The organism is Streptococcus mitis SK564, from assembly GCF_000148525.1.
Classification (GTDB): Bacteria; Bacillota; Bacilli; order Lactobacillales; family Streptococcaceae; genus Streptococcus; species Streptococcus mitis_H.
This window is the reverse complement of record NZ_AEDU01000015.1, coordinates 37715-64438: the sequence shown is the minus strand read 5'-3', so window position 1 is coordinate 64438 and position 26724 is coordinate 37715. Positions and strand designations below refer to the sequence as shown.

Below are 26724 nucleotides of genomic sequence, written 5' to 3'. Positions count from 1 at the left end.
AAAAACAGAGGCTGGGTTGCAACCTCTGGATTTCTTCTTATCATTACGACGTTCAAAAATAAAGTCGATTATACTTTGTTTTTGAACTAGTAAGGCGTTTAGGCAAGTCGCCATAGCGATTGCCGTAGAATGACAATCACTTTAGTGATTAGTCATTCTTACCTACCTCGCTCTCCTGATTTTCAAGCTCGGGATAAAATAGTCCACTGGACTATTTTATTTTTCCGTAAACTCTCCGTCTACGACGTCATCGCCTGCGTTTCCTGTTGCTTGTGCGCCTTCTGCTCCTGCTTGAGCTTGTTGAGCTGCGGCGGCTTGTTCATAGAGTTTAACAGCAAGTCCTTGAGCTTTTTCGTTCAATGCTTCAAGTTTTGCTTTCATGTCGTCCAAGTTGTTGTCTTCTTGCGCTTTCTTAAGGTCATCAAGGGCAGCTTGGGCAGCGTCACGTTCTGCGTCGAAACCTTTTCCTTCAGTTTCCTTGATAGTCTTTTCAGTTGCGAAGATAGCTTGGTCTACTTCATTACGAAGGTCAACCTCTTCTTTACGTTTCTTATCTGCTTCAGCGTTAGCTTCTGCATCTTTCATCATGCGGTCGATTTCTTCGTCAGTCAAACCTGAGTTAGATTGGATCACAATAGTTTGTTCTTTTTGAGTTCCAAGATCTTTAGCCTTAACAGACACGATACCGTTCTTGTCGATGTCAAATGTTACTTCGATTTGAGGAATTCCACGAGGTGCAGCTGGGATATCTGTCAATTGGAAGCGTCCAAGAGTCTTGTTATCTGCCGCCATTGGGCGTTCACCTTGAAGAACATGGATATCAACGGCTGGTTGGTTGTCTGCCGCAGTTGAGAAGACTTGTGATTTAGATGTTGGAATTGTTGTGTTACGGTCGATGAGTTTTGTGAAGACACCACCCATTGTTTCGATACCAAGTGACAATGGTGTTACATCAAGAAGGACAACGTCTTTGACATCACCAGTAATCACACCACCTTGGATGGCAGCACCCATAGCAACTACTTCATCAGGGTTTACTGATTTGTTTGGTTCTTTACCAGTTTCAGCTTTAACTGCTTCTACAACGGCTGGGATACGAGTTGAACCACCAACAAGGATAACTTCGTCGATTTCTGACAAGCTTAAACCTGCATCTGAAAGGGCTTGACGAACTGGAACTTTTGTACGTTCTACAAGGTCACGAGTCAAGTCGTCAAATTTCGCACGAGTCAAAGTCATTTCCAAGTGAAGAGGTCCAGCTTCACCTGCAGTGATAAATGGCAAGCTGATTTGAGTTGAAGTTACACCAGAAAGGTCTTTCTTCGCTTTTTCAGCTGCATCTTTCAAACGTTGCATTGCCATCTTGTCAGTAGACAAGTCAATACCGTTTTCTTTTTTGAATTCTGCTACCAAGTGGTCGATGATTTTTTGGTCAAAGTCATCACCACCAAGTTTGTTGTCCCCTGCAGTTGACAATACATCGAAGACACCGTCACCCAATTCAAGGATAGAGACGTCGAATGTACCACCACCAAGGTCAAATACCAAGATTTTTTCTTCTTTGTCAGTCTTGTCCAAACCGTAAGCAAGAGCGGCTGCAGTTGGTTCGTTGACGATACGTTCTACTTCAAGACCAGCGATTTTACCAGCGTCTTTAGTTGCTTGACGTTGAGCATCGTTGAAGTAAGCTGGAACTGTGATAACTGCTTTGGTTACTTTTTCACCAAGGTAGTCTTCAGCATAACCTTTCAAGTATTGAAGAATCATAGCTGAGATTTCTTGTGGAGTGTATTCTTTTCCGTTAGCAGAAACTTTTTCAGAAGTTCCCATCTTAGATTTGATAGAGATGACTGTATCCGGATTTGTGACTGCTTGACGTTTTGCAGCATCACCAACGATGATTTCGCCGTTTTTGAATGAGACTACAGATGGAGTTGTACGGTTTCCTTCTGGGTTTGCGATGATTTTGCTTTCAGTTCCTTCAAGAACTGCTACTGCTGAGTTTGTTGTACCTAAGTCAATACCGATAATTTTAGACATGTGTTTTCTCCTTATTAGTTAATTTTCTATTTTTTATATTTCCCTTAAGTGGTGGGGACGTGAGCAACTCCCTACGGGATTTCATCACTTATTTTTGAGCCTATTGTCTCAAAAATCCCCTGTTTCAGTAGCTTTTGCTACTGAAACTTTCACCACGGTGGGAAATATCTTCCTTGCAAGCCTCCGGCTTGCCTCTTATCTTTCTTCATAGTTTATTGTCGTTTCGGACAAGTTTTTTCAAGCTATCTAGCCTAGTTATAAACAACCACCATTGCTGGGCGTAGGATGCGGTCATGGAGTTTGTAGCCTTTTTGGAAAACTTGGGCGATGGTATCTGCCGGGTGTTCATCGTCTGCTGGGAGAGTTTGGATGGCCATATGATAGTTATGGTCAAATTCACCGTCAGCTGCGATTTCTTCGATTCCTTCTTCTTTCAAAGCGTGAATCAAGCTTTCTTGCACCATTTCCAAGCCCTTCTTCACATCATCTGTCAAACCTTCAACTGCGAGTGCACGCTCAAGATTGTCGAGCGATGGTAGGATTGCTTTTGCCAAGTCCTGGCTACGATAACGTTGCAAGTTTTGACGCTCTTCATTGGCACGACGTTGGATATTTTGAATCTCTGCATGAGCGCGAAGGTATTTATTTTCGAACTCATCCGCACGTTCATTTGCCAAGTCCAACTCAGACTTTTCAGGAGTTGTTTCTTCTACCGTTTCCACAACTTCCTCTTCTTGAACTTCTTCTACTTCTTCATTTTTTATATCTTGGGCCATTTTCGCCTCCTTTAATGATTTCAATCTTAATGTACTTCGTAATGATTACTGCTGAGATAACGGTAAAAATCTGTCAACTTCATGGTCAAAACACGGTTGACCACATTGACTTGGTTGATTAGCTGTTGGTAATCCAGATTGACTGGACCGATAATCGCTAGAATTCCAACTCCCCGATAAGGAATGAGGAACTTGCTACTAATCACCGCTAAGTCAGCCAGACAAGACTCTTGACTATCTGCAACACGGACATTTTGCATCTGATCCTCATGCAGACCCTCACGAATCTCCAAGGCCACCTTTTGCGGTTGGTCAAAGAACTGATAGGCTGCTAGATTGGCAAAATTCAAGAGATTAACCTTGCCCGCCACCACAATGTTTTCGTTGAACATTTCTTTAAAGATGTGTTCAAAGAGATCCATGACATTATCCGTTGTTGTGAAGTAACGCTGGATAATCTGCGGAATCTCCGTCCGAATCTTGTAGTGAATATCTAGAACGGTGTGACCGAGGAAACGTTCCTGAATGATGCTCTTCAGTTTCAGCAAATCCTCCTGCAAGAAGTTCCTTGGAATCAGAAACTGACTGGTAACCGTTCGCGATTCGTCTAGGGTGAATACCGCCAAGGCTGTATGTTGCCCTAAAACAACGATATCAAAGGCTGTCAACCGTTGCTTGCTGGGCTCAACATCCAGAGCCACTACCGTACAGCCACTCAAGTCTGTCAGTAGATTGGCAGCCTCTTGCAGAATATCCTCTAGTTTGAAGAATTCCTGATCAAAGGCTTTGACAATCTCATATACCTCATTTTCAGCCAGTCGGTCAAAATCCAGTGAGTGTTTTACATAGTACTGAAAACCAGCAACACTTGGCATCCGACCACTTGAAGTATGAGCCTTTTCAAGCAAACCTTGCTTTTCTAGAGCCGCCATGTCATTACGAATGGTTGCGCTGCTAGAGTTAATAGACTCTTGCAAGGCTTTGGATCCGACAGGTTCGTGCGTTTTGGTAAAGATGTCAATAATCAGATTTAGAATATCCTGCTGACGCTCTGTAACCATCTCATCACTCCTCTCTGTCTGATCGATTAGCACTCGATACACTCAAGTGCTAACTTATGATTCTATTATACACCCTTAAAAGAGAATGTCAAGATAAAAACTCAAAAAATTAGCACTCTTTTATCAAGAGTGCTAAAAATCAGTCTACAGACCTAGAAAAAAAGAGCACCCTCAGGCAATCTTTCTTCTATATTAGTATTAGTAAAGATCTAAATAATTATCAATTTCCCATTGTGAAACAAAGGTTGCATAACTTGCCCATTCGATTCGTTTTGCTTCAAGGAAACTAGTATAGATATGTTCTCCAAGAGCTGCTCTGACAACCTCATCTTCTGTCAAAGCTTTCAAAGCGTTGTGAAGAGTTGATGGAAGGTCTGTGATACCAGCTTCCTTACGCTCTTCTGCTGTCATGATGTAGATATTTTCTTCGATAGGAGCTGGTGCTTCGATTTTATTTTCAATACCATGCAAACCAACCTCCAAAAGAACAGCCATAGCGATGTATGGGTTTGCCATTGGATCCACTGAACGCAACTCAAGACGAGTTCCCATACCACGTGAAGCAGGCACGCGCACAAGTGGTGAACGGTTACGACCAGCCCAAGCAATGTAAACAGGAGCTTCATAACCTGGAACCAAACGTTTGTATGAGTTAACCGTTGGGTTCATGATGGCAGTATAGTTGTAGGCATGCTTGATCAAACCACCAAGGAAATGGTAGGCCGTTTCTGACAACTGCATTCCTTTTGGATCATTTGGATCAAAGAAGGCATTGTTTCCTTCTGCATCAAACAAGGACATATTACAGTGCATACCTGATCCAGCAATACCAAATTTTGGTTTCGCCATAAAGGTTGCGTAAAGACCATGTTTGCGAGCAATGGTTTTAACAACGAGTTTAAAGATTTGAATCTTATCACAAGCACGGAGAACTTCATCGTACTTGAAGTCAATCTCATGTTGTCCAACCGCAACCTCGTGGTGACTGGCTTCTACTTCAAATCCCATTTTGGTCAAGACATTCACAATCTCACGACGTGTATTGTCCGCAAGGTCAGTAGGCGCCAAATCAAAGTAGCCACCCTTGTCATTCACTTCAAGTGTTGGGTCTCCATTTTCATCCAACTTAAATAGGAAGAATTCTGGCTCTGGACCAAGGTTGAAGGACTTGAATCCCACTTCTTCCATGTGACGAAGAGCACGCTTCAAATTGCCACGAGGGTCTCCTGCAAATGGCTCACCTTCTGTTGTATAGACATCACAGATCAGACCTGCAACACTTCCATTTTCATCTCCCCAAGGGAAGACTGTCCATGTATCCAAGTCAGGGTACAAGTACATATCCGACTCATTGATACGTACAAAACCTTCAATAGAAGATCCATCAAACATAGCCTTATTTGACAAGACCTTATCTAATTGTTCATCTGTAGCAGGAATTTCGACGTTTTTCATGGTTCCCAAAATATCTGAAAACATGAGACGAATAAAGGTAACATTTTTTTCCTCGACTTCACGACGAATATCTGCAGCTGTGATTGGCATGAGTTTTCTCCTTAATGTATGACTACTTGCGGTTGCCTAACCGCGTCCAAAAGGTGATTGCACCGAAGCAAAGCGACCCTGCTGGAGGAGTTCATTGTGAAGTGCACGGCGCACCTCAGTCTGACTAACCGCTTTCTTGGATTTCGCTTCACGTTCAGCATATTTTTTCTTAATGGCAGCGATATTATAACCTTCAGAGATATAATCTTTGATTTCAAGCAGACGATCCATGTCATTCAAGGAATACATGCGACGGTTCCCTTCGTTTCGATCAGGCTTAATCAACTCTTGATCTTCATAATAACGAATCTGGCGCGCCGATAGATCGGTCAACTTCATAACACTGCCGATAGGAAAAACAGCCATATTTCGGCGAAATTCTTTTTCCTTCATTTACAATTTCCTTCTTTCTGTCTATTATAGTCTAAAAAAAGACAAACGTCAATTGATAATGTTATAAAATGTAACATTATTTTTCTTTCTTCTCTAAAAAGAGTCGAATGCGGTCGATATCGTAATTTACGAGAATTGCGACAAAAACTCCCATAAAAGTTTCCGATACACGCGCAAATACGTACAAAATTGTTTCTCCACTCGGAATTGATAGGGTAATGATTAACATGGCTGCTACACCGCCAATAACACCTGCTTTGTTATTCATGGCTACATTTGTCATAATGGTTAACATGGTGCAGATTGGAACAACTACCAAGGTCACCCAAAAGGCTTCGTGGAAAAAACTATTTATTAGGAAGAAAACCAAGGCATAGAGGCCACCAATACTATTTCCTAGAATACGCGAAGTCCCAAAATGAACACTCTTATCAAAACTCTCCCTCAGGCTAAACACAGCTGTCAAAGCACCAATTTGAAGACCTTTCCAGCCAAAAAAGCCAAAAATCAAGAGAACTAGAAAAACAGCAATACCTGTTTTAAAGGTTCGCATACCAAGTTTGAACTGGGATTTATCGAATTTATATTTTTTAAAATAACTCATAATCTCAACTTTCTATTTCCATTTTATCATAAATCGGTGATTTTTATGAGTAATAGTTGAGAGGAAGCGTTTTTATTTTAAGCAAAAGAAAAGAGGAACTTCCATCCCTCTCTTCTTTGATTTATTTATAAAATCTTATTTTTCTGTCAAGGCTGCAAGTCCTGGAAGAACTTTATACTCAATGAAAATCAAAGAGCAAACTAGGAAACTAGCCGCAGGCTGTACTTGAGTACGGCAAGGCGACGTTGACGTGGTTTGAATCTGATTTTCGAAGAGTATTACCTTCAAGAAGCTCCATTGATGCCCCACCACCGCGTCACAAATACCTACACTAACACAAAAAGGTGACATAGCCACCTTTTTGTTAACGTTTCAGTTTTGTTCCTTTTTCTACAAAATCAGGATTTTGTAGAGACTAACGGGCTGAAATTATTTTTCTGTAAGTGCAGCCAAACCTGGCAATACTTTACCTTCGAGAAGTTCCATTGATGCTCCACCACCAGTAGAGATCCATGAGAATTTATCTGCACGTCCAAGGTTGATCGCTGCAGCAGCTGAGTCACCACCACCGATGATTGATTTAACTCCTGGTTGTTTCACGATAGCGTCCATCACACCGATTGTACCAGCTTGGAAGTCTGGGTTTTCAAATACACCCATAGGTCCGTTCCATACAACTGTTTTGGCACCAGTCAAAGCTTCGTCAAATTTAGCGATAGATTTTGGACCGATGTCAAGACCAAGGAAGCCTTCAGAAACTGCTTCACCTTCAGTGTCACGCACTTCAGTGTAGCCAGCAAATGCGTTAGCTTCTTTTGAGTCAACTGGCAAGATCAATTTACCGTTTGCTTTTTCAAGAAGAGCTTTCGCGACATCCAATTTGTCTTCTTCTACAAGTGAGTTACCGATTTCGATACCTTGTGCTTTGTAGAATGTGTAAGTCATCCCGCCACCGATAAGGACTTTATCAGCTTTTTCAAGCAAGTTTTCGATAACACCGATCTTGTCTGAAACTTTTGAACCACCAAGGATTGCTACGAATGGACGTTCTGGAGTTTCAACGGCTTCTTGGATGTAGGCAATTTCGTTTTCAAGAAGGAAACCAGCAACTGCTTTTTCAACATTTGCTGAGATACCAACGTTAGATGCGTGTGCACGGTGAGCTGTACCGAATGCATCGTTTACGAAGATACCATCTCCAAGTGATGCCCAGTATTTACCAAGTTCAGGATCGTTTTTAGATTCTTTTTTGCCGTCAACATCTTCGTAACGAGTGTTTTCAACCAAAAGAACTTGTCCATCTTCAAGAGCATTGATTGCTGCTTCCAATTCAGCACCACGAGTGACACCTGGGAAAACAACGTCTTGACCCAATTTAGCAGCCAAATCAGCAGCTACAGGAGCAAGTGATTTACCAGCTTTATCAGCTTCTTCTTTCACACGTCCAAGGTGAGAGAAGAGGATAGCACGTCCACCTTGTTCGACGATGTACTTAATAGTTGGAAGAGCTGCAGTGATACGGTTGTCGTTAGTGATTACGCCATCTTTCAATGGTACGTTGAAATCCACACGAACGAGGACTTTTTTACCTTTCAAGTCAACGTCTTTAACAGTAAGTTTTGCCATGTTACAAAAACCCCTTTATTTATTTTATTCGAAACTATTATATCACACTTTGGAAATATAAGGAAAGATTTCACAAGATTTTTCGATATTTAATCTTTGTGGCATGCTAGAGTATATTATTTTTGCTTTTTCTAACGAATTTTCTTTCTAAAATCTTAGCTTAACACTTGTTAGATTTACTTTTATCCTTTAAAATAGAATAGGAGAAATTCCGTTATTATTTTTCGGAGGAAAAAGAAATGTCCATTAATTGGCAGGAAATTTTATTTCACTTTTTAGGTGGTCTAGGATTATTCTTATATAGTATCAAGACCATGGGAGACGGTTTGCAACAAGCTGCTGGAGATCGCCTTCGTTTTTACATTGACAAGTACACTAGCAATCCCTTTCTAGGTGTTCTAGTCGGAATTGTCGTGACTGCCCTGATTCAGTCAAGTACAGGGGTTACAGTTATCACGGTTGGACTGGTCAGCGCTAGCCTTCTAACTCTTAGACAGGCTATCGGAATTATCATGGGAGCCAACATCGGAACTACCGTTACTTCCTTTATCATTGGTTTCAAGCTTGGTGAGTATGCTTTACCCCTGATTTTCCTTGGAACCATGTTCCTCTTCTTTACCAAAAATAGAACAGCAAACAATATCGGGCGCATCCTGTTTGGTGTAGGGGGCATCTTCTACGCCCTCAACCTCATCAGTGCCGGTATGAGCCCTCTTAAAGATTTACCACAATTCAAGGAATACATGGTAACCTTGGGACAAAATCCTGTGTTGGGAGTTTTTGCCGGTGCAGTGATTACCGTTCTCATCCAAGCTTCTTCTGCGACAATCGGGATTTTGCAAGGGCTCTATGCAGGTGGATTCCTTGATCTTAAAGGTTCGCTACCGGTTCTCTTCGGGGATAATATCGGGACAACCTTAACTGTTATCCTAGCAGCTGCTGGAGCAAACATCTCTGCGAAACGCGTTGCTGCAACCCACGTTACCTTTAACGTTTTAGGAACTATTCTTTGCTTAATCTTATTAGGTCCATTTACATCTATGATTGAGTACTTCCAAGCACTCCTTCACCTCTCACCTGAGATGACCATTGCCTTTTCTCACGGTGCCTTTAACGTAAGTAACACCATTATACAATTTCCATTCATCGGAGCCTTGGCCTACTTTGTAACCAAGCTCATCCCTGGTGAAGATGAAGTTGTCAAGTACGAGCCACTTTACCTTGATGAACACTTGATTAAGCAAGCTCCATCAATCGCTCTCGGAAATGCGAAAAAAGAACTCCTTCACTTAGGAAATTATGCTTCTAAAGCCTTTGACCTTTCTTATAACTATATCATTGACCTTAATGAAAAGGTTGCTGAAAAAGGCCACAAGACAGAAGAAGCCATCAATACCATTGATGAAAAATTGACTCGTTACCTTATTACCCTTTCAAGTGAAGCCCTTAGCCAGAAAGAAAGTGAAGTGCTGACCAACATCCTGGATTCATCCCGTGATTTGGAACGGATTGGGGACCACGCAGAAGCCCTAATCAATCTGACCGACTACCTTCAACGTAAAAATGTTGAGTTCTCTGAAGCTGCTTTGCAAGAACTAGCTGATATCTATCAAAAAACCACTGGCTTTATCAAGGATGCCCTTGATAGCGTGGAAAACAATGATATTGAAAAAGCTCAAAGTCTGATTGAACGCCATAAAGAAATCAACAATATGGAACGTGTTCTCAGAAAGACTCACATCAAACGCCTCAACAAGGGCGAGTGTTCAACGCAAGCTGGGGTCAACTTTATCGACATCATTTCCCACTATACTCGTGTATCTGACCATGCTATGAATCTGGCTGAAAAGGTCATCGCTGAACAAATCTAATGCTCTTCGAAAATCAAATTCAAACCACGTCAACGTCGCCTTGCCGTACTCAAGTACAGCCTGCGGCTAGTTTCCTAGTTTGCTCTTTGATTTTCATTGAGTATAAGTACCAAGAAGCTATCCTAAATAGGATGGCTTTTTTCTTTTCCTAACCAAGAATTGCTTTTTTAACATATAGAAAAATGCTTTGATTCCATTGCGGATCAAAGCATTTTAAAGAGTTCGCCAAACATAATAGCAGAAACCGCGGTTCCTCTGTACTTGGCCTCTTCTCTTTTAATAAAGCGAGCTAAGTTGAGCAACTCAGGTGCCGGATGTTTGGGATTTAGGAGCAATTCACGATTGACCAGGCCTGAGAGACGAACTGCCAGCAATTGCTCATTTGTAGTAGGCAGTTTTTTAGCAGTCTCTAGGAGAGCAGCAACTAAATCTTCACTCAAATCATGTCGAGCATGATTGTAAAGATCTTTTATAAGGCTTTCTAGGTTTGGTTCTACCATCCCTACCACCTCCTTAAGTTTAATAATTTTTAATCAAGTCAACTGTTGAACGATCCAATTTTTTCACCAAGGCTTGCAAGAAAGCTTGAGCTTCTAAGAAGTCATCCATAGCGTAGAGGGTTTGATGAGAGTGGATATAGCGAGCGCAGACACCGATAGTTGTAGAAGGAACACCTCCATTTTTCAGATGGGCTGCGCCAGCGTCCGTTCCGCCTTTGCCACAGTAGTATTGGTACTTGATTCCAGCTTCTTCAGCAGTTGTCAAAAGGAAATCCTTCATACCTGGGAGAAGCAAGTGACCTGGATCGTAGAAACGAATCAAGGTTCCATCTCCAATCTTGCCTTGACCGCCATAAACATCACCAGCAGGTGAGCAATCAACTGCTAGGAAAACTTCTGGGTCAAACTTAGTTGTGGAAGTATGCGCACCACGGAGACCAACCTCTTCTTGGACATTGGAACCAAGATAGAGCTCATTTCCGAGTTTTTGACCTGACAGAGCTTCTGCCAACTCGCTAACCATAAGAACACCATAGCGGTTGTCCCAAGCTTTTGAAATGATATTTTTTTCATTGGCTGTCAAGATTGCAGAACTATCTGGTACGATGGTGTCGCCAGGACGGATGCCAAAGCTTTCTGCCTCAGCCTTATCCGCAAAACCGCCATCAAAGACGATATCTGCAATAGCCGGCATGGTTGGTCCACCCTTTCCGCGAGTCAAATGTGGAGGGACAGAACCCGAAATCACAGGAATTTCACGACCATCACGAGTAAAGAGTTTAAAGCGCTGGCTACTAACCACCATAGGATTCCAACCGCCAATCTCAACGACACGGAAGGTACCATCTGGCTTAATCTCGCTGACCATAAAACCAACTTCATCCATGTGAGAAGCGACCAAGACGCGCGGCGCATCCGTAGCTTCTGAATGCTTGATACCAAAAATACCACCCAAGCCATCTGTCACCACTTCATCCACGTGCGGTGTTAACTTTTCACGAAGATAAGCACGGACAGGTGCTTCATGACCTGAGATCGCAGCAAGTTCTGTTACTTCTTTGATTTTTGAAAATAATGTTGTCATTTCAGTTCCTTCTTTCTTTCATCCATTTTACCACTTTTTATAGGAGAAGGATAGCGGGAAGGTGGATTTCTAAATTAGTATCTTAGTCCAGCTCTATCTTAGAAAAAGATTGTATTTTCTTGCATGTGATGTGAAATCTAAGAACTATTCCAAGATCAACCAAACTATTAATTCCCGAACAAAAACAATTCAATGCTATATTTGTTCAGTTTTTCATGAAATTTGCAGAAAATAGTTGACTTCGCCTTGTTCTTTCTTTAAAATAGTACAAAACTAGGAAAAGGAAAAAATCATGACCAAAACAATTCTTGTCACAGGTGGGGCTGGCTACATTGGCTCCCATACCGTTAAAGCTCTTTTAAATGCTGGCTATCAGGTACATGTTCTAGATAATCTCTCTACAGGAAATCGAGCGGCTGTAGATAGTCGTGCTAGCTTTAAAGAACTGAATGTTTATGATGCTAGCGCCTTCAAAACTTATTTGGAAGAAAACAAGATTGACGCTGTTCTCCATTGTGCGGGTGAGATTGTTGTGAGCGAAAGTATTGAAAATCCAAGTAAATACTTCACTGCCAATGTTGCTGGTATGAACCAAGTTCTCAAAGTCTTATCTGAAGTTGGCATTCAAAAAATCATGTTCTCTTCGACTGCTTCCCTCTATGGTAATAACTGTATTGACAAGCCAGCAACTGAAGATACCCTGCTCGACCCTGTCAATCCTTATGCAGAAACAAAACTGATGGGTGAACGAATGATTTACTGGATGGCCAATCGCTACGACTGGAAATATGTCATTTTCCGTTACTTTAATGTAGCTGGGGCTGAAATGGATGCTTCAAACGGTCTGCGAGTGAAAAATCCAACTCACATCATTCCAAATATCAACAAGACCGCATTGGAACAAAATGATAGCCTAAAAATATTTGGAGATGACTACGATACGCGTGACGGTTCATGTATTCGTGATTACATTCATGTCTTGGATCTTGCACAGGCTCATGTTAAAGGAATGAACTACCTCTTTCAAGAAAACAGTTCTTCTCAAATCTTTAACTTAGGAACTGAAAAAGGCTATACCGTTAAAGAAATCTTTAAAACTGCTGAAGAATTACTGAATCAAAAAATACCACACGAAATTGTGGCTCGCCGTGCTGGTGACCCAGCTAGCGTCCTAGCAGACGCATCAAAAGCTAAACAATATCTTGATTGGCAGGCTAGCTACTCCCTCGAAGATATTATTTTATCAGATTATCGTTGGCGTGTTAAAGAAGGTAAAAACATTTTAGAATAGGAAAACAGAGGAGAAGGTCCTGGTACTCTCTTCTTGTTTTATTCATTAAATTGTCAGAAAATTTATTGACAGATTAAAGAATTCGTGTTACAGTAATATCCGCAGGTATCTTTCGATACCAAATCTACATGAAAGGACGGGGTATGAAACTTTCTCATTATTTAATTGGCTTACTTCTACTCCTAGTCTTTCTCTCTATTAGCATTGGAACCAGTGATTTTTCATGGGGAAAGCTCTTTGCTTTCGACCAGCAGACCTGGCTTCTCTTTCAAGAGTCGCGTCTTCCAAGGACGATTAGTATTCTCCTGACAGCCTCTAGTATGAGTATGGCAGGACTTCTCATGCAGACTATCACTCAAAATCAGTTTGCTGCTCCGAGTACAGTTGGAACCACTGAAGCTGCCAAACTGGGAATGGTGCTGAGCCTCTTTGTCTTTCCGTCAGCTAGTCTTACTCAAAAGATGCTCTTTGCTTTTGTTTCATCCATCGTATTTACCCTCTTCTTCCTAGCCTTTATGACTATTTTTACTGTAAAGGAAAGGTGGATGTTGCCTCTGATTGGAATCATCTATAGCGGGATTATCGGTTCTGTGACAGAAGTTATCGCCTATCGTTTCAATCTGGTTCAGAGTATGACTGCCTGGACCCAGGGCTCCTTCTCCATGATTCAGACCCATCAGTATGAATGGCTCTTTTTAGGCCTCATTATCCTGATAGCCGTTTGGAAATTATCCCAAACCTTTACCATCATGAATCTAGGAAAAGAAACTAGCGAAAGTTTGGGGATTTCTTACTCCCTGCTTGAAAAACTGGCCCTCTTTCTGGTAGCCCTAACGACTAGTGTCACCATGATTACCGTGGGTGGCTTACCTTTCCTCGGAGTTATTGTTCCCAATCTTGTTCGCAAGCGCTATGGAGATAATCTAAGTCAGACCAAACTCATCGTCGCACTAGTCGGTGCCAATCTAGTTCTGGCCTGCGATATCCTATCCCGAGTTCTGATTCGGCCCTATGAGTTGTCTGTCAGTCTTCTACTAGGAATCATTGGTAGCATCATCTTTATCCTACTTCTATGGAGAGGGGGACGAAAAGATGCAGTTTAAAAGCAAACATACCAAGCTCTTCTGCCTTCTCATTATTCTGGCCATCGGAGCTTGTCTCCTCTACTTTTGGCCCATCACTCACTTGTCAGCCTTTGCTTGGAAGCTGCGTTCCCAAAAGATCATCGTTTATCTCTTGGTAGCTATCGCGACAGGGATTTCGACCATTAGTTTTCAAACACTGACGGAAAATCGTTTCCTGACGCCAAGTATTTTAGGAATCGAATCCTTCTACGTCCTACTACAAACCCTACTACTGGTTTTTGAAAGCAAGTTTCTTCAGCTTGGGAAGTCTCCTATCTTAGAATTCCTAATCTTACTTCTGCTTCAATCCCTCTTCTTTCTCGCCTTACAAGGCTACTTGAAGACACTGATGAAGCAAGATCTGGTCTTCATCCTGCTGATCTGTCTAGCCCTCGGGAGTCTCTTTCGAAATATCAGTACCTTCCTCCAAGTCCTGATGGATCCAAATGAATATGATAAACTGCAGAACAGTCTCTTTGCCTCCTTTCAACATCTCAACACTTCCATCCTAGCCATTGGTTCTCTGATTATCCTTGCTTTGACCATCTTTTTCTTTCGGAAAGCAGTCATTCTGGATGTCTTGCATCTGCAAAGAGAAACGGCTCAGATACTGGGAATCGATGTTGAAAAAGAACAGAGAGAGCTCCTCTGGGGTATCGTACTTTTGACCTCAACAGCAACTGCCCTGGTAGGACCTATGGCCTTCTTCGGCTTTATGCTGGCTAACCTCACTTACCTAATTGTCAAAGACTATCGGCACAAGTTACTCTTTATCGTAGCCATTCTGGTTGGATTTATTAGCTTGACCTTGGGGCAGGCCCTGATTGAACGAGTATTTGCACTGGAAATTCGCATCAGTATGATCATCGAGAGTGTGGGTGGCTTCTTATTCTTTATCTTACTTTATAGGAGGGCGCGTCAGTGAAACTGGAAAATATTGACAAATCCATTCAAAAACAGGATATTTTGCAAGGCATTTCGTTTGAAGTCAGTCCTCAGAAACTGACAGCCTTTATTGGTCCAAATGGTGCTGGAAAATCGACTCTCCTCTCCATCATGAGTAAACTGACCAAGAAGGATCAGGGAATTCTTAGTATCAAAGGACGTGAAATCGAGAGTTGGAATTCGCAAGAACTAGCCAAAGAACTCACCATCCTAAAGCAGAAAATCAATTACCAAGCCAAATTGACTGTTGGAGAACTGGTCAGTTTTGGACGTTTTCCCTACAGCCGAGGTCGACTGAGACAAGAAGATTGGGAAAAAATCCGAGAAACTCTGGACTATTTAGAACTGACTAATTTAAAAGACCGCTACATCGATAGCCTGTCTGGAGGCCAGCTCCAGCGGGTCTTTATCGCTATGGTACTAGCCCAGGATACAGACTTTATCTTGCTGGACGAACCACTCAACAATCTCGATATCAAGCAAAGCGTCAGCATGATGCAGATTCTTCGACGACTGGTGGAAGAACTCGGAAAGACCATTATCATCGTCCTCCACGATATCAACATGGCCAGTCAGTATGCAGATGAAATTGTCGCCTTCAAGGATGGCCAAGTCTTTAGCAAGGGAAGAACAGATCAAATCATGCAGGCTGCCCTGCTCAGTCAACTTTATGAGATTCCCATCACACTGGCTGACATCAATGGCAAAAAGATCTGTATCTATAGCTAATAACATAGAAGTTCAAGTTAGAGAACCTTCAGTCTCTTAGTCAATAAGACCAAGAGACTCCTTAAATCGTTATCACATTTTAAAAAGGAGAAATTATGAAAACATCCCTTAAACTTTATCTCACTGCCCTAGTGGCTAGTTTCTTGCTCCTACTTGGTGCATGTAGTACAAATACAAACTCAAGCAATAGCCAGTCGGAAACAATCAGCTCTGCTCCAACAGAGGTAACCATTAAAAGTTCACTAGGTGTAGTCACACTTTCAAAAGTCCCTGAAAAGATTGTGACCTTTGACCTCGGTGCTGCGGATACTATTCGCGCTTTAGGTTTTGAAAAGAATATCGTCGGAATGCCTACAAAAACTGTTCCGACTTATCTTAAAGACCTAGCTGGAAAAGTTAAAAATGTTGGTTCCATGGTTGAGCCAGACCTAGAAGCCCTTGCTGCTCTTGAACCAGACCTAATTATCGCTTCACCACGTACCCAAAAATTCGTAGATAAGTTCAACGAAATCGCTCCGACTGTTCTCTTCCAAGCAGGCAAGGACGACTACTGGACTTCAACTAAGGCTAATATCGAATCCTTAGCAAGTGCCTTCGGCGAAACTGGTACACAGAAAGCCAAGGAAGAATTGGCCAAGCTAGACAAGAACATCCAAGAAGTCGCAACTAAAAATGAAAGTTCTGACAAAAAAGCCCTTGCCATCCTCCTCAACGAGGGAAAAATGGCAGCCTTTGGTGCCCAATCTCGTTTCTCTTTCTTGTACCAAACCTTGAAATTCAAGCCAACTGACACTCAATTTGAAGACTCACGCCACGGACAAGAAGTCAGTTTTGAAAGTGTCAAAGAAATCAATCCTGACATCCTCTTTGTCATCAACCGTACCCTTGCTATCGGTGGTGACAACTCAAGCAACGATGGCGTCCTAGAAAATGCCCTCATTGCTGAAACACCTGCAGCTAAAAATGGTAAAATTATCCAACTAACACCAGACCTCTGGTATCTAAGTGGAGGCGGTCTTGAATCAACTAAACTCATGATTGAAGACGCACAAAAAGCCTTGAAATAAGCAAGAAAACCCAACATCAGGTGATGCTGGGTTATTTTTTTTCTTGATTCCGTTTGAATGAAAAGTGGTCTGGGACGGGGTCCTTACCTGTTTTCGACCAGGGATGGCAACGTAAAATCCGAGACAAGCCCATCAAGACACCCTTAAAGCCATGTTTTTCAATAGCCTCAATCATGTAATTGGAACAAGTAGGCTCAAAGCGACAAGAGGGGGGAAAGGCTGGCGAGATAAAACGTTGGTAAAAGCGCACAGGCGCTATTAAAATTCGTTTCATTATTTCTTGGTTACAGCCATGGTATGTAATTGGCTGATTTCTTTTTTATTAAGACGACGGGATTCTCCTGGACGGAGTCCTGTCAAGTCTAGGTGTCCGAAACGAGTCCGAGACAACTTATCTACTTGGAGACCAACAGCTTCAAACATCTTTTTAACCTGGTGGTTACGCCCTTCATGGATAGTCAACTGCACCACAGCGCGGTTTTTGACTGGATCCACTTTGAGAATCTCATAGACAGCTGGCTTGGTTTTCTTGCCATCAATCTCAAGTCCACGGGTCAAGGGGCGGAGATTATCCTTATTGGCCACACCTTTAACACGCGCGACATAAACCTTATCAATCTCATTACGAGGGTGAATCATCTCATCTGTAAAATCCCCGTCATTGGTCAAAATCAAAACACCGGATGTATCCCAGTCCAAACGACCTACAGGGTAGATGCGCTCTTTCACGTTGGGCAAGAGGTCGACAACCGTCTTGCGGCCCTTGTCATCTGTCACACTGGAAATGACACCGCGTGGTTTGTTAAGCAGATAGTAGACCTTTTCTTCGTTGTAGATAGGTTGACCTTCAACTTCGACCTTGTCGCCTGACTTGATGGTCGTTGCTAGTTCACGCACTACTTGACCATTGACCGTCACCAAGCCTTGCTTGATCAGCTCTTCTGCTTTTCTCCTACTGGCCACACCTGCGTGGGCAATATACTTATTGATTCTCATCTTCTTCTATCCTTTCACCAAATAATTGGCTTTCTTGGGCTTGAATCTCAAGCTCATCAATCACTGGTAATTCTTCCAAATGATTTATCCCCATGTAATCTAGGAAATAATCTGTTGTCACATAGAGGTTGGGGCGTCCCAACACTTCTTTTTTCCCGTCTTCCTTTATCAGGTCAAAAGCCTGCAACTTTGCCAAGGCTCCACTCGAGTTGACACCACGGATGGCATCAATTTCTATCCGTGTGATAGGCTGCTTGTAGGCAATGATGGACAAGGTCTCAAGGGCAGCCCGAGATAAACTCTGGTTGATAGGTGCCTTAGAGTATTCCTTCAAAACCGCTGCAAATTGAGGCTTGGTCACCAATCTATAAGCGCCCCCTGTCTCAATTAGAGCCAAACTGGAATCTGGGTCCTTTTCATACTTCTGGGCTAATTTTTCTAAACTCTGTTGGATGCCTGTCGGTGGCAGAGAGAGAAGTTCAGCTAACTGGCGGACTCTAATCCCATCTTCACCCGCTACAAACAAGAGCGCTTCTATTTTTGCTAAAGTACTCATCTTTCCTCTCTATCAAGTCTAGCTTTGGGCCACTTGACTTTCTTCCTTCTTTTCCATGAGATAAATATCTCCGAAACTTTCCTCTTGCACGAGGATCAGCTCCTGGGTTTTGATTAACTCTAGGGTTGCCAAAAAGAGGGTGATGACCTCTTGGAGATTCTGGGCTTCCTTAAACAAATCCTGCAAGCACAATTGATCTCGTCCAGTCAAGGACTCTTTCACGATAACCATCATGTCCTCAATCTTATACTCATCCCGCAAGATGGTCGTGTGATTCTGTGCAAACTCCTCTTTTTTCTTGGCTAGGATATTTGAAAAAGCCAAAAAGAGGTCAATGGTCGTCTTGTCATGCACAAGCTCCGCATCTTCGTAAATCAACTCTGTCGGTGCTTTAGAATAATACTGGGCCCGTTCTTGGTGCTTGGCTTCCAAGTGCTCACCCAAGAGCTTAAACTTACGGTATTCTTCGATTTGGGAGAGAAGATCCTGCTCTAGGTCATCCTCCAAATCTGTCACTTCCGCTACCTTTGGAAGAAGCTTGCGGCTCTTGATCAACATGAGCTGACTGGCCATGACCATGTACTCGCCCGTCACTTCCAGACGCATGGCCTGCAGGGTTGAGACATAGGCTAGATACTGCTCAATGACTTCCGTGATGGGCACATCATAGATATCCATCTGGTACTTAGAAACCAGGTGCAAAAGCAAGTCCAAGGGCCCTTCAAAATCTTTTAATTTAATATCCATTATCTATATTTTTCTAAGGTCAGGACTGTTTTTAATCCTAATTTTTTTGCAATTTCGTACAAATCGACCTTCTTTTCTATTTGTCTTAGAATGAACTGTTCCCGTAGGGCTTGGGCTGATAGTGCTGGAAAACCTTTCTCCTTGACAAAAGCTTCTAACTGACGAAAGGCCCACTGACGAGAATAGGCTTTCCCTGCCCTTTCAAAAAGATAGGTTTGCCCCATCAAGGGTTCCAATTCTGAAAGCAAGGTCGTGGGAATGGTGACAATCCTCTGTTGGGAAGCCTTCTTGATTCGCAACACTTGAAAATCTAGATTGATATCCACAACCTTGAGATCCAAAATCTCACTCGGCAAGAGCCCCATTTCTAAGATAAGAAGAGCCAGTAAACGCCCCTCTGGATAATTACTTTCCTGCCAAAAAGAGTCTAGGTTTAACAGTTCTGGTTTTGAGGTCTTCTTTTCAGCTTGTTTGGCTAATTCCAAACGATAAAAGCTGTCCACTTCTCCTTTTTGATAGAGAAAGTAGAGAAATTGGTTACAGGCCGAAATCTTTCGCTTCTGAGCGCTGATTTTTAGATTGGCTAGCTGGGCTTGGTAAATCTTGAGACTGGTCTCCGAAATCCGCTCGCCCACGACGTCTAAAAATTGCTCCAAATCATACTTATAGGACTGCTTGGAATTGGCAGATAAGCCCTGCTTTTCTTCTAAAAAGGCTGAAATCCTGTCTCTCATTTGCATCGAATCTCATATTCCTTACTAAAGTCGTGCAAGAGGGCATTGACTGCCTTGAGGATAGACTTGCGCGTGATGATTCCTTGGAAAATACCAGACGCATCCACAACCGGCAAGAATGACTCATCTACCAGCTTGTGCAAGACCTCCGTAATGGTAAAATCAGGCGAGACGACCGCTACGTCCGTTTTGGTCATATGAACGATATCCGTATCTGCCATGATTTCTTGACTCAAGTCATGCTCCATCTGATAAGCCATAATATCTCTGAGCCCAATCGTCCCAACAAACTGTTTTTCATCTGTCACAACGGGAACACGGGTATAGGTCATCTGACTGAGCAAGAGGGTCGCGTGATCTGCATTGTGGGTATCAATCAACACGGCTAGATTTTCAGCAGGAGTCAAAAAAGTTTCCTCCTGCCCCAACAAGAAAGTTTCAAACTCCTTGGCAATCATCGGCTAAACTCCTTGGACAAGCCTGGATACACCTCATGGTCTCGTGTCAAAAAGTCCACTTTAAAATAACTATCATCAATCTCCACACGAGCATAGAGACATTCTCTGATGGTCCCACGTGGTTGACTGATGGAACCTGGATTTAGAAAGAGGGTCTTGCCTTCCATCCAAGCACTTGGCACATGCAAGTGACCATAAAGACAGATATCGGCCTCTTCTTCCTGAGCCCAGTAGTCCAACTTTTGAAAGTTGAAATTGATGTCAAACAAGTGACCATGGGTTTGGATAATCTTGGTCGAACCAAGCTCAGTCACCAAACGTTCTGGGTAGCCGGCGTAGAAGTCCATGTTCCCTTTAACAACACGGATGCCTTCCCAAAGGGGAGAATCAGGACGCAGTTCAGAATCGCCGTTATGAAAAACGGCATCAACTTTGCCTACATAGCGATCACGGATTTCTTCCACAATCAAGCTATCGCCATGAGAATCGCTCATTACAATGATGATTTGCTTTGCCATGATGGAAATACCTCCAAAAGTTTCTTAACGGCTAAGGCACGGTGAGATTGACTATTTTTTTCTTCAAGGGTTAATTCAGCTGAGGATTTGCCTGTCTCTCCTACAAGGAAGAGAGGATCGTAACCAAATCCATTTTCACCCTTAGGTTCAAAGTTAATGTAGCCAGGCCAGTCTGCTTCAACAACCAAACTTTCCTTGTTTGGACTGGCTACGACTAGGGTTGTATGGAATTGAGCCGAGCGGTCCTTGAGTTCAAAGACCATGGCCAATTCGTGCAAGAGTTTGGCATTGTTTTCACGGTCAGTAGCTCCCACTCCTGCGAAACGAGCTGACCAGACACCTGGCAAGCCACCAAGGACATCGACTTTGAGACCTGAGTCATCTGCCAAAACCATCTTGCCCGTTAATTGAGAAATAGTTTCTGCCTTGAGACGGGCATTTTCTTCGAAGGTCATACCTGTTTCTGCTACTTCCGGTAGGTCAGGGTAGTCATTAAGATTTTCCACATCGTAGCCTAGCTTGTCAAAGATAGCTCGGAATTCCTTGGTCTTGCCCTCGTTACGAGTCGCAATCAATAAGGTTTCTCTGACCTTGTTTGTCTCAAAGAAATCATGAACATCGACCCCTTCTTTGGGCAATTCCACATACAAGAGTTGCCCATTTTCAACCAAGAGCAGAGCCCCTTGACGTTGGATAACTTCCACATTTCGTCCCATTTCTTGGTTGAGGATATCTACCACAAAAGACAATAAACGGTAGAGAGAACCATAGCGTAAAACAGTAACAGAAACAGGAAAACCTCGATCCTCATCTCGAAATCTTTGGGCAAACTCCAATAGAGGAAAATCCAAGTCATCATCCGTCAACGTCCGGACGCCACCAAAAATACCATAGGACCCAACATACCAGTCCTGGTCATCCTTATATTCATAAATTTTATTTGTCATAATTCTACATGCTCCACATAAATCTCTTTTTCCAGCCATTCTTCACCAATTTGTGCAAAACTTTGGCTGCTGGCTGTTGTGTAAAAACGGTGATGGAGTGGTCCGGCATCGCGACCACGATTGATTTCAAAATAATTAAGTAAGACTGAGATATCCCGTACGCACTCTGCTCCACTATCGATGAGCTGAACTTTTGGTCCCATGACATTTTGAATAATAGGTCTGAGCAGTGGATAATGGGTGCAACCCAAAATCAGGCTATCCACCTTTCCAACCAAGGGACGCAGGGTCTCATAGACTACTTTCTTGGTGACACTGGTTGACAGGGCACCAGACTCCACCAAGGGGGCAAACTTGGGACAGGCCAAACTCTCCACCTGTAAGTCTGGATCCAGATCATGAATTTTCTGACGATAAATGTCTGATTGTACCGTCATGGGCGTTCCAATGACCCCGATTTTCCCACCTTGGCTAGACTTGATGGCTGCCGAAGCTCCTGGTAAAATCACACCCAAGACAGGAATGTCTAGTTGAGCCTTGATTTCTTCCCAGACGACCGCAGTCGCAGTATTACAAGCAATGACAATCATTTTGACATCCTTGGTCAAGAGAAAGTTGACCAACTGCCAAGTATATTCACGAATTTGCTCAGCAGGACGGGGACCATAGGGCGCCCGTGCCGAATCTCCAATATAGACGATTTCTTCATGGGGAAGCTGGCGCATGAGCTCGCGCACAACGGTCAAGCCCCCGACACCTGAATCCAAAAAACCAATCGGTCGATTATCCATACAGTCTTCTTTCTAGTCTTTTTTCTGATTGATAGTTCATTATGATTATTGATCCTTATGAACCGAATGACAGCCTAATCAATAACTATCTCTCTTAATCATAATCAAATATCAATAGAATGCAAGGAAAAAGTCTCATCCCTAAACATAACCAACATAGTGAGAAGTCTGGAACTTTCATCCCAGACTTTTCCTTATTTATTTTTTCTTTTTATTGTTAGCAAGGGCTGCCTTTTGTTGGCGGATGATTTGGTGGTAAACTTGTTGTACCTTGGCTTCGCTTGGTTTTTGACCATTTGCACTCAAAAGAGTACGAACTGCTTCAGCATTCAAACGTGGGTTGTCAGCGAATTCTTTTTCAATTTGCTTACGAACCAAGTACATTCCTCCAAGAGCTCCTCCTAGAAAAGCTAACACAATCAATACAATTGCTAAAAGTAAATCCATCATTTTTCTCCTGTTTCTTTTTGAGTCTCTTTCATTATACCACAAACTAGCCACCCTGACTAGTTTGTTTTACGCTTTCAGGGAGGGAATAAACAGCAAAAAGAACCCTGCTTTTCTGCGAAAGAGGGCTCCTTACTGAGTTTACACTCAATGAAAATCAAAGAGCAAACTAGGAAGCTAGCCGCAGGCTACTCAAAACACTGTTTTGAGATTACAGATAGAGCTGACACGGTTTGAAGAGATTTTCGAAGAGTATTAATTTACATAGATAGCCAGTGTTTGATAAGGTTTGAGCAGAATTTTTTCAGACACTTCTGCATCTTCATAGTTTGAAAGCAAAATCTGTCCATTTTGGTAGGCTACTGATAAATCGATTTCCACTTCTGAGGCATAAAAATTATTGAGGACTAGTAACTGTTCAGCCTCATACTGACGTTCAAAAGCATAGACTTGTTTGCTATCTTCAAAGGCTGGTTTGTAACTCCCTTCTGATATGATAGGCATTTCTTTACGAAGTCGAATCAAGTCTTGGTAGAAGGTGAAAATCGTACCTTGGATTTCATTTTCTACATTGATGTGAGGGTAGGATTTTCCTGCCTTGAGCCAAGGTGGCCCTACTGTGAAGCCTGCATTTTCCGAAGAATCCCACTGCATGGGAATTCGTGAATTATCACGCGACTTAGCTTGAATAATCTGGAAGGCTTCTTCCTGACTTTTTCCTTCTTTTAAGAGCATTTGATAAGCATTGAGCGATTCGACATCCACATAATCAGTCATCGAATCATAGTCTGGGTCAATCATCCCGATTTCCTCACCCATATAGATATAAGGTGTCCCACGTGAATTTCACTTTGTAGATTTTGCAAAGCGTAAGAAATAAAAGACTGAGACACTAGATCTCAGCTTTTTTCTTTATCCCAAAACTAATTCATCACTAACTAGACTTTGGCCACTATTTTTCTGGAAGAGATGCATAAGGTCTTCAACTGTCAGATGCTTTTTCTCCTCTCCCTTGACATCCACCACTATCTTACCCTGATAGAGCATAATGAGACGATTGCCGTACTCAATCGCATGGTTCATATCATGGGTAATCATCAAAGTCGTCAACTGATGGTGTTCCACAATCTTTTGCGTCAAATCCATCACCATTTGACTCGTTTTCGGGTCAAGTGCCGCAGTATGTTCATCCAAAAGCAAAAGTTTAGGTTTCACCAAAGCTGCCATGACTAGGGTCAAGGCCTGTCTTTGGCCTCCTGAGAGATATTGGGTATCTACTTTTAAGCGGTTTTCAAGACCAATATTCAACTCCTTCAAGGCCTCTTGGAACTGGATTCTATCCTTCTCCTTCACACCCCAACCAAGCCCTCTCTTCTGACCGCGTCTCAAGGCAATAGCCATATTCTCCTCAATCGTCAAACGAGAAGCTGTTCCCATCTTAGGATCTTGAAAAACACGGGCAATATCCTTAGCTCTCTTTCGTACACTCAGATTTTTAATGGATTTGCCTGCCAGTAGAAGGTCCCCTTCATCCACCGATAAATTACCAGCCAAGATATTCATCAAAGTGGATTTCCCTGCTCCATTTCCACCAATTACAGAGATAAAATCTCCCTCTTCAACCTCTAAGTCTAATCCTTTGAGGACATGGTTCTCATTGACTGTCCCTGCTTCAAATGTTTTGTGAATATTTTCAAGTGTTAACAAACTTGCCATAACTTTCTCCTCCTATTCATTTCTCAATTTCAGACCACGAATCTTTAATCTCTTTTGCAATTCTGGTGCAAATAACACTAAGGCGAGCAAGATTGCATTAAAGAGACGTACCAAGTTTTGATCTAGATTTGGAATTTCATAGATATTTAAAATAATCAAACGGTATACAATAGCACCAATTCCGATGGATAACAAGCGGCCTCCAATGGTCAAGTCGTGAATCAAGACTTCCGCAATAATGACTGCACTCAAACCAACAACGATAGTTCCTGTCCCAGAAGTTACATCCGAAAATCCATCATTCTGGGCAAACAAGGAACCACATAGGGCAATCAAGCCGTTTGAAATCATGTAACCAACAATCTTCATGGTGTCTACATTGACCCCATTTGCCTCACTCATCGGAATATTGTCCCCAGTCGAACGCAAGACCAAGCCAATCTCTGTTTTCATCAAAAGAGTCAAGACCAAACAAACAAGTAAGAGACAGGCTGAACTAAATAAGAAAACAGCTTCTTCATTTGTCAGTCCCAAGCTAGCCAACTGTTTAAAGACAGTTGAAGAATCTCCCAAGGAAAGATTGGGCACACTTCCCATGATTTTAATATTGATTGAATAAAGCCCTGTCAAGGTCACAATACCTGTCAAGAGAGCTGGAATTTTCATCTTGGTATGGAGCATGCCTGATACTAGACCTGCTACCATACCTGCCAGCAAAGCAAGTAAGGTTGCAATCCAAGGATTTGTCCCTGCCTGTATCTGAGATACGACGACAGCCGCCCCCAGTGGAAAGGCGCCTTCAGCAGTCATATCCGCAATATCCAAAATACGGAAAGTCAAGTAGACCCCAATAGCCATAATCGACCATAGCAAACCTTCTGATAAACTAGATAATACAAAATTCATCTTAAACCTCCTTATTCCTTGCCTTCTAACTTACTAATATCAATTCCCAATGCATCTGCCATTTCTTGATTGGTATGCAATTCCAGCTTTTCAGGCAACTCAACTGCTATATTTTCTGGCTTCTCACCTTTTAAGACACGAATCAACATGCGTGCTGTCTGACGTCCCAATTCTTCATAATTGGTTCCGTAGTTATACAAGCCACCAACCGCAATCATTTCTGTTGAACCACCAAATACTGGAACCTTGTGTTTAATAGAAACCTGCTTAACTGTTTCCATGGTGGATGAAATAATATTATCCGTTGGAACAAAAACCATATCCACCTCTGCCATCAAGCTTTCTGCAGCAGCCTTGACGTTGTTACTGTCCAAGATTGTTTTTTCAACAACGGTAAAGCCTTTTTCTTCCAGAAGTCGCTTAGCTTCATCCTTTTGGACAACTGAGTTTGGCTCGCTCTGAGTATAGAGAATTCCAATCGTTTTAGCTTTTGGCAACACTTTCTTTATCAAATTGATTTGGGTTGAAATGGCATCTGATGACTGATCGCTTGTCCCAGTTACATTGCCCCCAGGATGTTCTCTTGACTCAACCAACTTGGCACTGACAGGATCTGTTACCGCTGAAAAGATAACAGGCGTCGTTTGTGTTGTATTGGCCAAGCTCTGAGCAGAAGGCGTTGCGATAGCTAGAACGACATCACTAGATTCTGCTAGTTGCTGGGAAATGGTTTTTAGATTTCTTTGCTCACCCTGTGCATTTTGCAAATCAATCTCGATATTTTTCCCCTCAACATAGCCTTGTTTGGCCAGCTCATCCACAAACCCTTCTCTAGTAGCGTCTAAGGACTGGTGGGTAATAAACTGCGAAATACCGATACGAAATACATCTTTTTTCTTATCTGCCTTCAACTGATGCAAACTAATCAGAGAGGTCAAGAGGATCCCCACTACTAAGAGGGGTGCTAGTAATTTTCGAACAACTTTCATAATGAAACTCCTTCTCAGAAAAGATAATACTCAATGAAAATCAAAGAGCAAACTAGGAAACTAGCCGCAGGCTGTACTTGAGTACGGCAAGGCGACGTTGACGTGGTTTGAATTTGATTTTCGAAGAGTATAAAACAAAAAACCGCCTAGATAATACCTAAACGGATGCTCGAAATAATCTAACAAGTTACAACTTAGCTAGTCCATTTAGATATTCATCTATATGGACCACAATCAAAAATCTTAGCCACATAGATACAAAC

Annotated in this window: 29 protein-coding genes and 1 pseudogene; 6 read left to right on the top strand and 24 right to left on the bottom strand. The window is 42.4% G+C overall.

Features of this window, described 5'->3' with window-relative positions; genetic code table 11:
* Positions 1-216: 216 nt before the first annotated feature.
* The 8 genes from dnaK to SMSK564_RS08205 form a co-directional block, all read right to left on the bottom strand.
* Complete coding sequence (gene dnaK, locus SMSK564_RS08235; RefSeq protein ID WP_000034661.1) at positions 217-2040, bottom strand: molecular chaperone DnaK; 1824 nt, start codon at positions 2038-2040, stop codon at positions 217-219.
* A 251-nt stretch (positions 2041-2291) separates the two neighbouring features.
* Positions 2292-2816 carry a nucleotide exchange factor GrpE gene (grpE, locus tag SMSK564_RS08230; protein WP_000046037.1) on the bottom strand — a complete coding sequence of 175 codons (525 nt, stop codon included), beginning with the start codon at positions 2814-2816 and terminating at the stop codon, positions 2292-2294.
* A 26-nt stretch (positions 2817-2842) separates the two neighbouring features.
* Positions 2843-3877, bottom strand: coding sequence for a heat-inducible transcriptional repressor HrcA (gene hrcA / locus SMSK564_RS08225; RefSeq protein ID WP_000255752.1), 1035 nt, complete (start codon positions 3875-3877; stop codon positions 2843-2845).
* A 198-nt stretch (positions 3878-4075) separates the two neighbouring features.
* Positions 4076-5422 carry a type I glutamate--ammonia ligase gene (glnA, locus tag SMSK564_RS08220; protein WP_001122878.1) on the bottom strand — a complete coding sequence of 449 codons (1347 nt, stop codon included), beginning with the start codon at positions 5420-5422 and terminating at the stop codon, positions 4076-4078.
* Between the two features lie 36 nt (positions 5423-5458).
* A complete protein-coding gene (gene glnR, locus SMSK564_RS08215) occupies positions 5459-5815 on the bottom strand; it encodes a transcriptional repressor GlnR (RefSeq protein ID WP_000659547.1) in 357 nt (118 codons plus the stop codon).
* Between the two features lie 76 nt (positions 5816-5891).
* Positions 5892-6419, bottom strand: coding sequence for an FUSC family protein (locus SMSK564_RS08210; RefSeq protein ID WP_000119914.1), 528 nt, complete (start codon positions 6417-6419; stop codon positions 5892-5894).
* Between the two features lie 135 nt (positions 6420-6554).
* Positions 6555-6770 (bottom strand): hypothetical protein, encoded by a 216-nt coding sequence (locus tag SMSK564_RS13480; RefSeq protein WP_176602632.1) that lies wholly within the window; start codon positions 6768-6770, stop codon positions 6555-6557.
* A 78-nt stretch (positions 6771-6848) separates the two neighbouring features.
* Positions 6849-8045, bottom strand: a complete 1197-nt coding sequence (locus tag SMSK564_RS08205; protein WP_001096761.1) for a phosphoglycerate kinase — start codon at positions 8043-8045, stop codon at positions 6849-6851.
* 239 nt (positions 8046-8284) lie between these two features.
* On the opposite strand from SMSK564_RS08205, the gene SMSK564_RS08200 reads away from it, so the two are divergent.
* Complete coding sequence (locus SMSK564_RS08200) at positions 8285-9916, top strand: Na/Pi cotransporter family protein (protein ID WP_000026676.1); 1632 nt, start codon at positions 8285-8287, stop codon at positions 9914-9916.
* 203 nt (positions 9917-10119) lie between these two features.
* On the opposite strand, the gene SMSK564_RS08195 is transcribed toward SMSK564_RS08200, so the two are convergent.
* Both SMSK564_RS08195 and pepA read right to left on the bottom strand, forming a co-directional pair.
* The gene (locus SMSK564_RS08195) at positions 10120-10416 is read right to left on the bottom strand and encodes a bacteriocin immunity family protein (protein WP_000230144.1); all 297 of its coding nucleotides are present in this window, start codon (positions 10414-10416) and stop codon (positions 10120-10122) included.
* Positions 10417-10435: 19 nt separating this feature from the next.
* On the bottom strand, positions 10436-11500 hold the full coding sequence (pepA, locus tag SMSK564_RS08190) for a glutamyl aminopeptidase (RefSeq protein ID WP_000209175.1): 1065 nt from the start codon (positions 11498-11500) through the stop codon (positions 10436-10438).
* 292 nt (positions 11501-11792) lie between these two features.
* Here pepA and galE point away from each other — a divergent pair, with 292 nt between their 5' ends.
* From galE to SMSK564_RS08170, 5 genes are all read left to right on the top strand, one after another.
* Positions 11793-12791, top strand: a complete 999-nt coding sequence (gene galE, locus SMSK564_RS08185; protein WP_000167820.1) for a UDP-glucose 4-epimerase GalE — start codon at positions 11793-11795, stop codon at positions 12789-12791.
* Between the two features lie 143 nt (positions 12792-12934).
* The gene (locus SMSK564_RS08180) at positions 12935-13894 is read left to right on the top strand and encodes an ABC transporter permease (RefSeq protein ID WP_000777231.1); all 960 of its coding nucleotides are present in this window, start codon (positions 12935-12937) and stop codon (positions 13892-13894) included.
* Positions 13884-14840, top strand: coding sequence for an iron chelate uptake ABC transporter family permease subunit (locus SMSK564_RS0102515; RefSeq protein ID WP_001159836.1), 957 nt, complete (start codon positions 13884-13886; stop codon positions 14838-14840). The genes SMSK564_RS08180 and SMSK564_RS0102515 overlap by 11 nt, the downstream gene beginning before the upstream one ends.
* Positions 14837-15589, top strand: a complete 753-nt coding sequence (locus SMSK564_RS08175; protein WP_000764290.1) for an iron ABC transporter ATP-binding protein — start codon at positions 14837-14839, stop codon at positions 15587-15589. The genes SMSK564_RS0102515 and SMSK564_RS08175 overlap by 4 nt, the downstream gene beginning before the upstream one ends.
* Before the next feature lie 95 nt (positions 15590-15684).
* Complete coding sequence (locus tag SMSK564_RS08170; RefSeq protein ID WP_000858282.1) at positions 15685-16656, top strand: siderophore ABC transporter substrate-binding protein; 972 nt, start codon at positions 15685-15687, stop codon at positions 16654-16656.
* 31 nt (positions 16657-16687) lie between these two features.
* On the opposite strand, the gene yidD is transcribed toward SMSK564_RS08170, so the two are convergent.
* From yidD to SMSK564_RS08105, 14 genes and pseudogenes are all read right to left on the bottom strand, one after another.
* The gene (yidD, locus tag SMSK564_RS0102510) at positions 16688-16930 is read right to left on the bottom strand and encodes a membrane protein insertion efficiency factor YidD (protein ID WP_025170905.1); all 243 of its coding nucleotides are present in this window, start codon (positions 16928-16930) and stop codon (positions 16688-16690) included.
* Positions 16930-17652: a pseudouridine synthase gene (locus SMSK564_RS08165; protein WP_001222224.1), complete on the bottom strand. Its 723-nt coding sequence runs from the start codon at positions 17650-17652 to the stop codon at positions 16930-16932. Before SMSK564_RS08165 ends, yidD begins: the two co-directional genes overlap by 1 nt.
* Entirely contained in the window at positions 17639-18208 is a 570-nt protein-coding gene (gene scpB / locus SMSK564_RS08160) for an SMC-Scp complex subunit ScpB (RefSeq protein WP_000105301.1), read from the bottom strand. Before scpB ends, SMSK564_RS08165 begins: the two co-directional genes overlap by 14 nt.
* Before the next feature lie 18 nt (positions 18209-18226).
* Positions 18227-18955 (bottom strand): segregation/condensation protein A, encoded by a 729-nt coding sequence (locus tag SMSK564_RS08155; RefSeq protein ID WP_000351899.1) that lies wholly within the window; start codon positions 18953-18955, stop codon positions 18227-18229.
* Positions 18955-19689 carry a site-specific tyrosine recombinase XerD gene (gene xerD, locus SMSK564_RS08150; RefSeq protein ID WP_004236637.1) on the bottom strand — a complete coding sequence of 245 codons (735 nt, stop codon included), beginning with the start codon at positions 19687-19689 and terminating at the stop codon, positions 18955-18957. Before xerD ends, SMSK564_RS08155 begins: the two co-directional genes overlap by 1 nt.
* Positions 19686-20147, bottom strand: coding sequence for a cyclic-di-AMP-binding protein CbpB (gene cbpB, locus SMSK564_RS08145; RefSeq protein WP_000560716.1), 462 nt, complete (start codon positions 20145-20147; stop codon positions 19686-19688). Before cbpB ends, xerD begins: the two co-directional genes overlap by 4 nt.
* Positions 20144-20665 carry a metallophosphoesterase gene (locus SMSK564_RS08140; RefSeq protein WP_001118598.1) on the bottom strand — a complete coding sequence of 174 codons (522 nt, stop codon included), beginning with the start codon at positions 20663-20665 and terminating at the stop codon, positions 20144-20146. The genes cbpB and SMSK564_RS08140 overlap by 4 nt, the downstream gene beginning before the upstream one ends.
* On the bottom strand, positions 20641-21612 hold the full coding sequence (locus SMSK564_RS08135) for a nucleoside-triphosphate diphosphatase (protein WP_000182404.1): 972 nt from the start codon (positions 21610-21612) through the stop codon (positions 20641-20643). Before SMSK564_RS08135 ends, SMSK564_RS08140 begins: the two co-directional genes overlap by 25 nt.
* Complete coding sequence (racE, locus tag SMSK564_RS08130; protein WP_000370377.1) at positions 21609-22403, bottom strand: glutamate racemase; 795 nt, start codon at positions 22401-22403, stop codon at positions 21609-21611. Before racE ends, SMSK564_RS08135 begins: the two co-directional genes overlap by 4 nt.
* Positions 22404-22601: 198 nt before the next feature.
* Complete coding sequence (locus SMSK564_RS08125; protein WP_000364990.1) at positions 22602-22850, bottom strand: YneF family protein; 249 nt, start codon at positions 22848-22850, stop codon at positions 22602-22604.
* 255 nt (positions 22851-23105) lie between these two features.
* Positions 23106-23693: pseudogene (locus tag SMSK564_RS08120) on the bottom strand (alpha-amylase family glycosyl hydrolase); the annotation flags it as partial.
* Between the two features lie 69 nt (positions 23694-23762).
* On the bottom strand, positions 23763-24566 hold the full coding sequence (locus tag SMSK564_RS08115) for an ABC transporter ATP-binding protein (protein ID WP_000157661.1): 804 nt from the start codon (positions 24564-24566) through the stop codon (positions 23763-23765).
* Between the two features lie 12 nt (positions 24567-24578).
* Positions 24579-25472: an ABC transporter permease gene (locus SMSK564_RS08110; RefSeq protein ID WP_001012084.1), complete on the bottom strand. Its 894-nt coding sequence runs from the start codon at positions 25470-25472 to the stop codon at positions 24579-24581.
* A gap of 11 nt (positions 25473-25483) precedes the next feature.
* On the bottom strand, positions 25484-26461 hold the full coding sequence (locus SMSK564_RS08105) for an ABC transporter substrate-binding protein (protein ID WP_000869838.1): 978 nt from the start codon (positions 26459-26461) through the stop codon (positions 25484-25486).
* Positions 26462-26724: the final 263 nt, after the last annotated feature.

Excerpts from the sequence above, each read along its gene's own strand:
- dnaK (WP_000034661.1), bottom strand. The coding sequence starts at position 2,040 with ATGTCTAAAATTATCGGTATTGACTTAGGTACAACAAACTCAGCAGTA.
- grpE (WP_000046037.1), bottom strand. The coding sequence starts at position 2,816 with ATGGCCCAAGATATAAAAAATGAAGAAGTAGAAGAAGTTCAAGAAGAG.
- hrcA (WP_000255752.1), bottom strand. The coding sequence starts at position 3,877 with ATGGTTACAGAGCGTCAGCAGGATATTCTAAATCTGATTATTGACATC.
- glnA (WP_001122878.1), bottom strand. The coding sequence starts at position 5,422 with ATGCCAATCACAGCTGCAGATATTCGTCGTGAAGTCGAGGAAAAAAAT.
- glnR (WP_000659547.1), bottom strand. The coding sequence starts at position 5,815 with ATGAAGGAAAAAGAATTTCGCCGAAATATGGCTGTTTTTCCTATCGGC.
- SMSK564_RS08210 (WP_000119914.1), bottom strand. The coding sequence starts at position 6,419 with ATGAGTTATTTTAAAAAATATAAATTCGATAAATCCCAGTTCAAACTT.
- SMSK564_RS13480 (WP_176602632.1), bottom strand. The coding sequence starts at position 6,770 with ATGTCACCTTTTTGTGTTAGTGTAGGTATTTGTGACGCGGTGGTGGGG.
- SMSK564_RS08205 (WP_001096761.1), bottom strand. The coding sequence starts at position 8,045 with ATGGCAAAACTTACTGTTAAAGACGTTGACTTGAAAGGTAAAAAAGTC.
- SMSK564_RS08200 (WP_000026676.1), top strand. The coding sequence starts at position 8,285 with ATGTCCATTAATTGGCAGGAAATTTTATTTCACTTTTTAGGTGGTCTA.
- SMSK564_RS08195 (WP_000230144.1), bottom strand. The coding sequence starts at position 10,416 with ATGGTAGAACCAAACCTAGAAAGCCTTATAAAAGATCTTTACAATCAT.
- pepA (WP_000209175.1), bottom strand. The coding sequence starts at position 11,500 with ATGACAACATTATTTTCAAAAATCAAAGAAGTAACAGAACTTGCTGCG.
- galE (WP_000167820.1), top strand. The coding sequence starts at position 11,793 with ATGACCAAAACAATTCTTGTCACAGGTGGGGCTGGCTACATTGGCTCC.
- SMSK564_RS08180 (WP_000777231.1), top strand. The coding sequence starts at position 12,935 with ATGAAACTTTCTCATTATTTAATTGGCTTACTTCTACTCCTAGTCTTT.
- SMSK564_RS0102515 (WP_001159836.1), top strand. The coding sequence starts at position 13,884 with ATGCAGTTTAAAAGCAAACATACCAAGCTCTTCTGCCTTCTCATTATT.
- SMSK564_RS08170 (WP_000858282.1), top strand. The coding sequence starts at position 15,685 with ATGAAAACATCCCTTAAACTTTATCTCACTGCCCTAGTGGCTAGTTTC.
- yidD (WP_025170905.1), bottom strand. The coding sequence starts at position 16,930 with ATGAAACGAATTTTAATAGCGCCTGTGCGCTTTTACCAACGTTTTATC.
- SMSK564_RS08165 (WP_001222224.1), bottom strand. The coding sequence starts at position 17,652 with ATGAGAATCAATAAGTATATTGCCCACGCAGGTGTGGCCAGTAGGAGA.
- scpB (WP_000105301.1), bottom strand. The coding sequence starts at position 18,208 with ATGAGTACTTTAGCAAAAATAGAAGCGCTCTTGTTTGTAGCGGGTGAA.
- SMSK564_RS08155 (WP_000351899.1), bottom strand. The coding sequence starts at position 18,955 with ATGGATATTAAATTAAAAGATTTTGAAGGGCCCTTGGACTTGCTTTTG.
- xerD (WP_004236637.1), bottom strand. The coding sequence starts at position 19,689 with ATGAGAGACAGGATTTCAGCCTTTTTAGAAGAAAAGCAGGGCTTATCT.
- cbpB (WP_000560716.1), bottom strand. The coding sequence starts at position 20,147 with ATGATTGCCAAGGAGTTTGAAACTTTCTTGTTGGGGCAGGAGGAAACT.
- SMSK564_RS08140 (WP_001118598.1), bottom strand. The coding sequence starts at position 20,665 with ATGGCAAAGCAAATCATCATTGTAATGAGCGATTCTCATGGCGATAGC.
- SMSK564_RS08135 (WP_000182404.1), bottom strand. The coding sequence starts at position 21,612 with ATGACAAATAAAATTTATGAATATAAGGATGACCAGGACTGGTATGTT.
- racE (WP_000370377.1), bottom strand. The coding sequence starts at position 22,403 with ATGGATAATCGACCGATTGGTTTTTTGGATTCAGGTGTCGGGGGCTTG.
- SMSK564_RS08125 (WP_000364990.1), bottom strand. The coding sequence starts at position 22,850 with ATGGATTTACTTTTAGCAATTGTATTGATTGTGTTAGCTTTTCTAGGA.
- SMSK564_RS08115 (WP_000157661.1), bottom strand. The coding sequence starts at position 24,566 with ATGGCAAGTTTGTTAACACTTGAAAATATTCACAAAACATTTGAAGCA.
- SMSK564_RS08110 (WP_001012084.1), bottom strand. The coding sequence starts at position 25,472 with ATGAATTTTGTATTATCTAGTTTATCAGAAGGTTTGCTATGGTCGATT.
- SMSK564_RS08105 (WP_000869838.1), bottom strand. The coding sequence starts at position 26,461 with ATGAAAGTTGTTCGAAAATTACTAGCACCCCTCTTAGTAGTGGGGATC.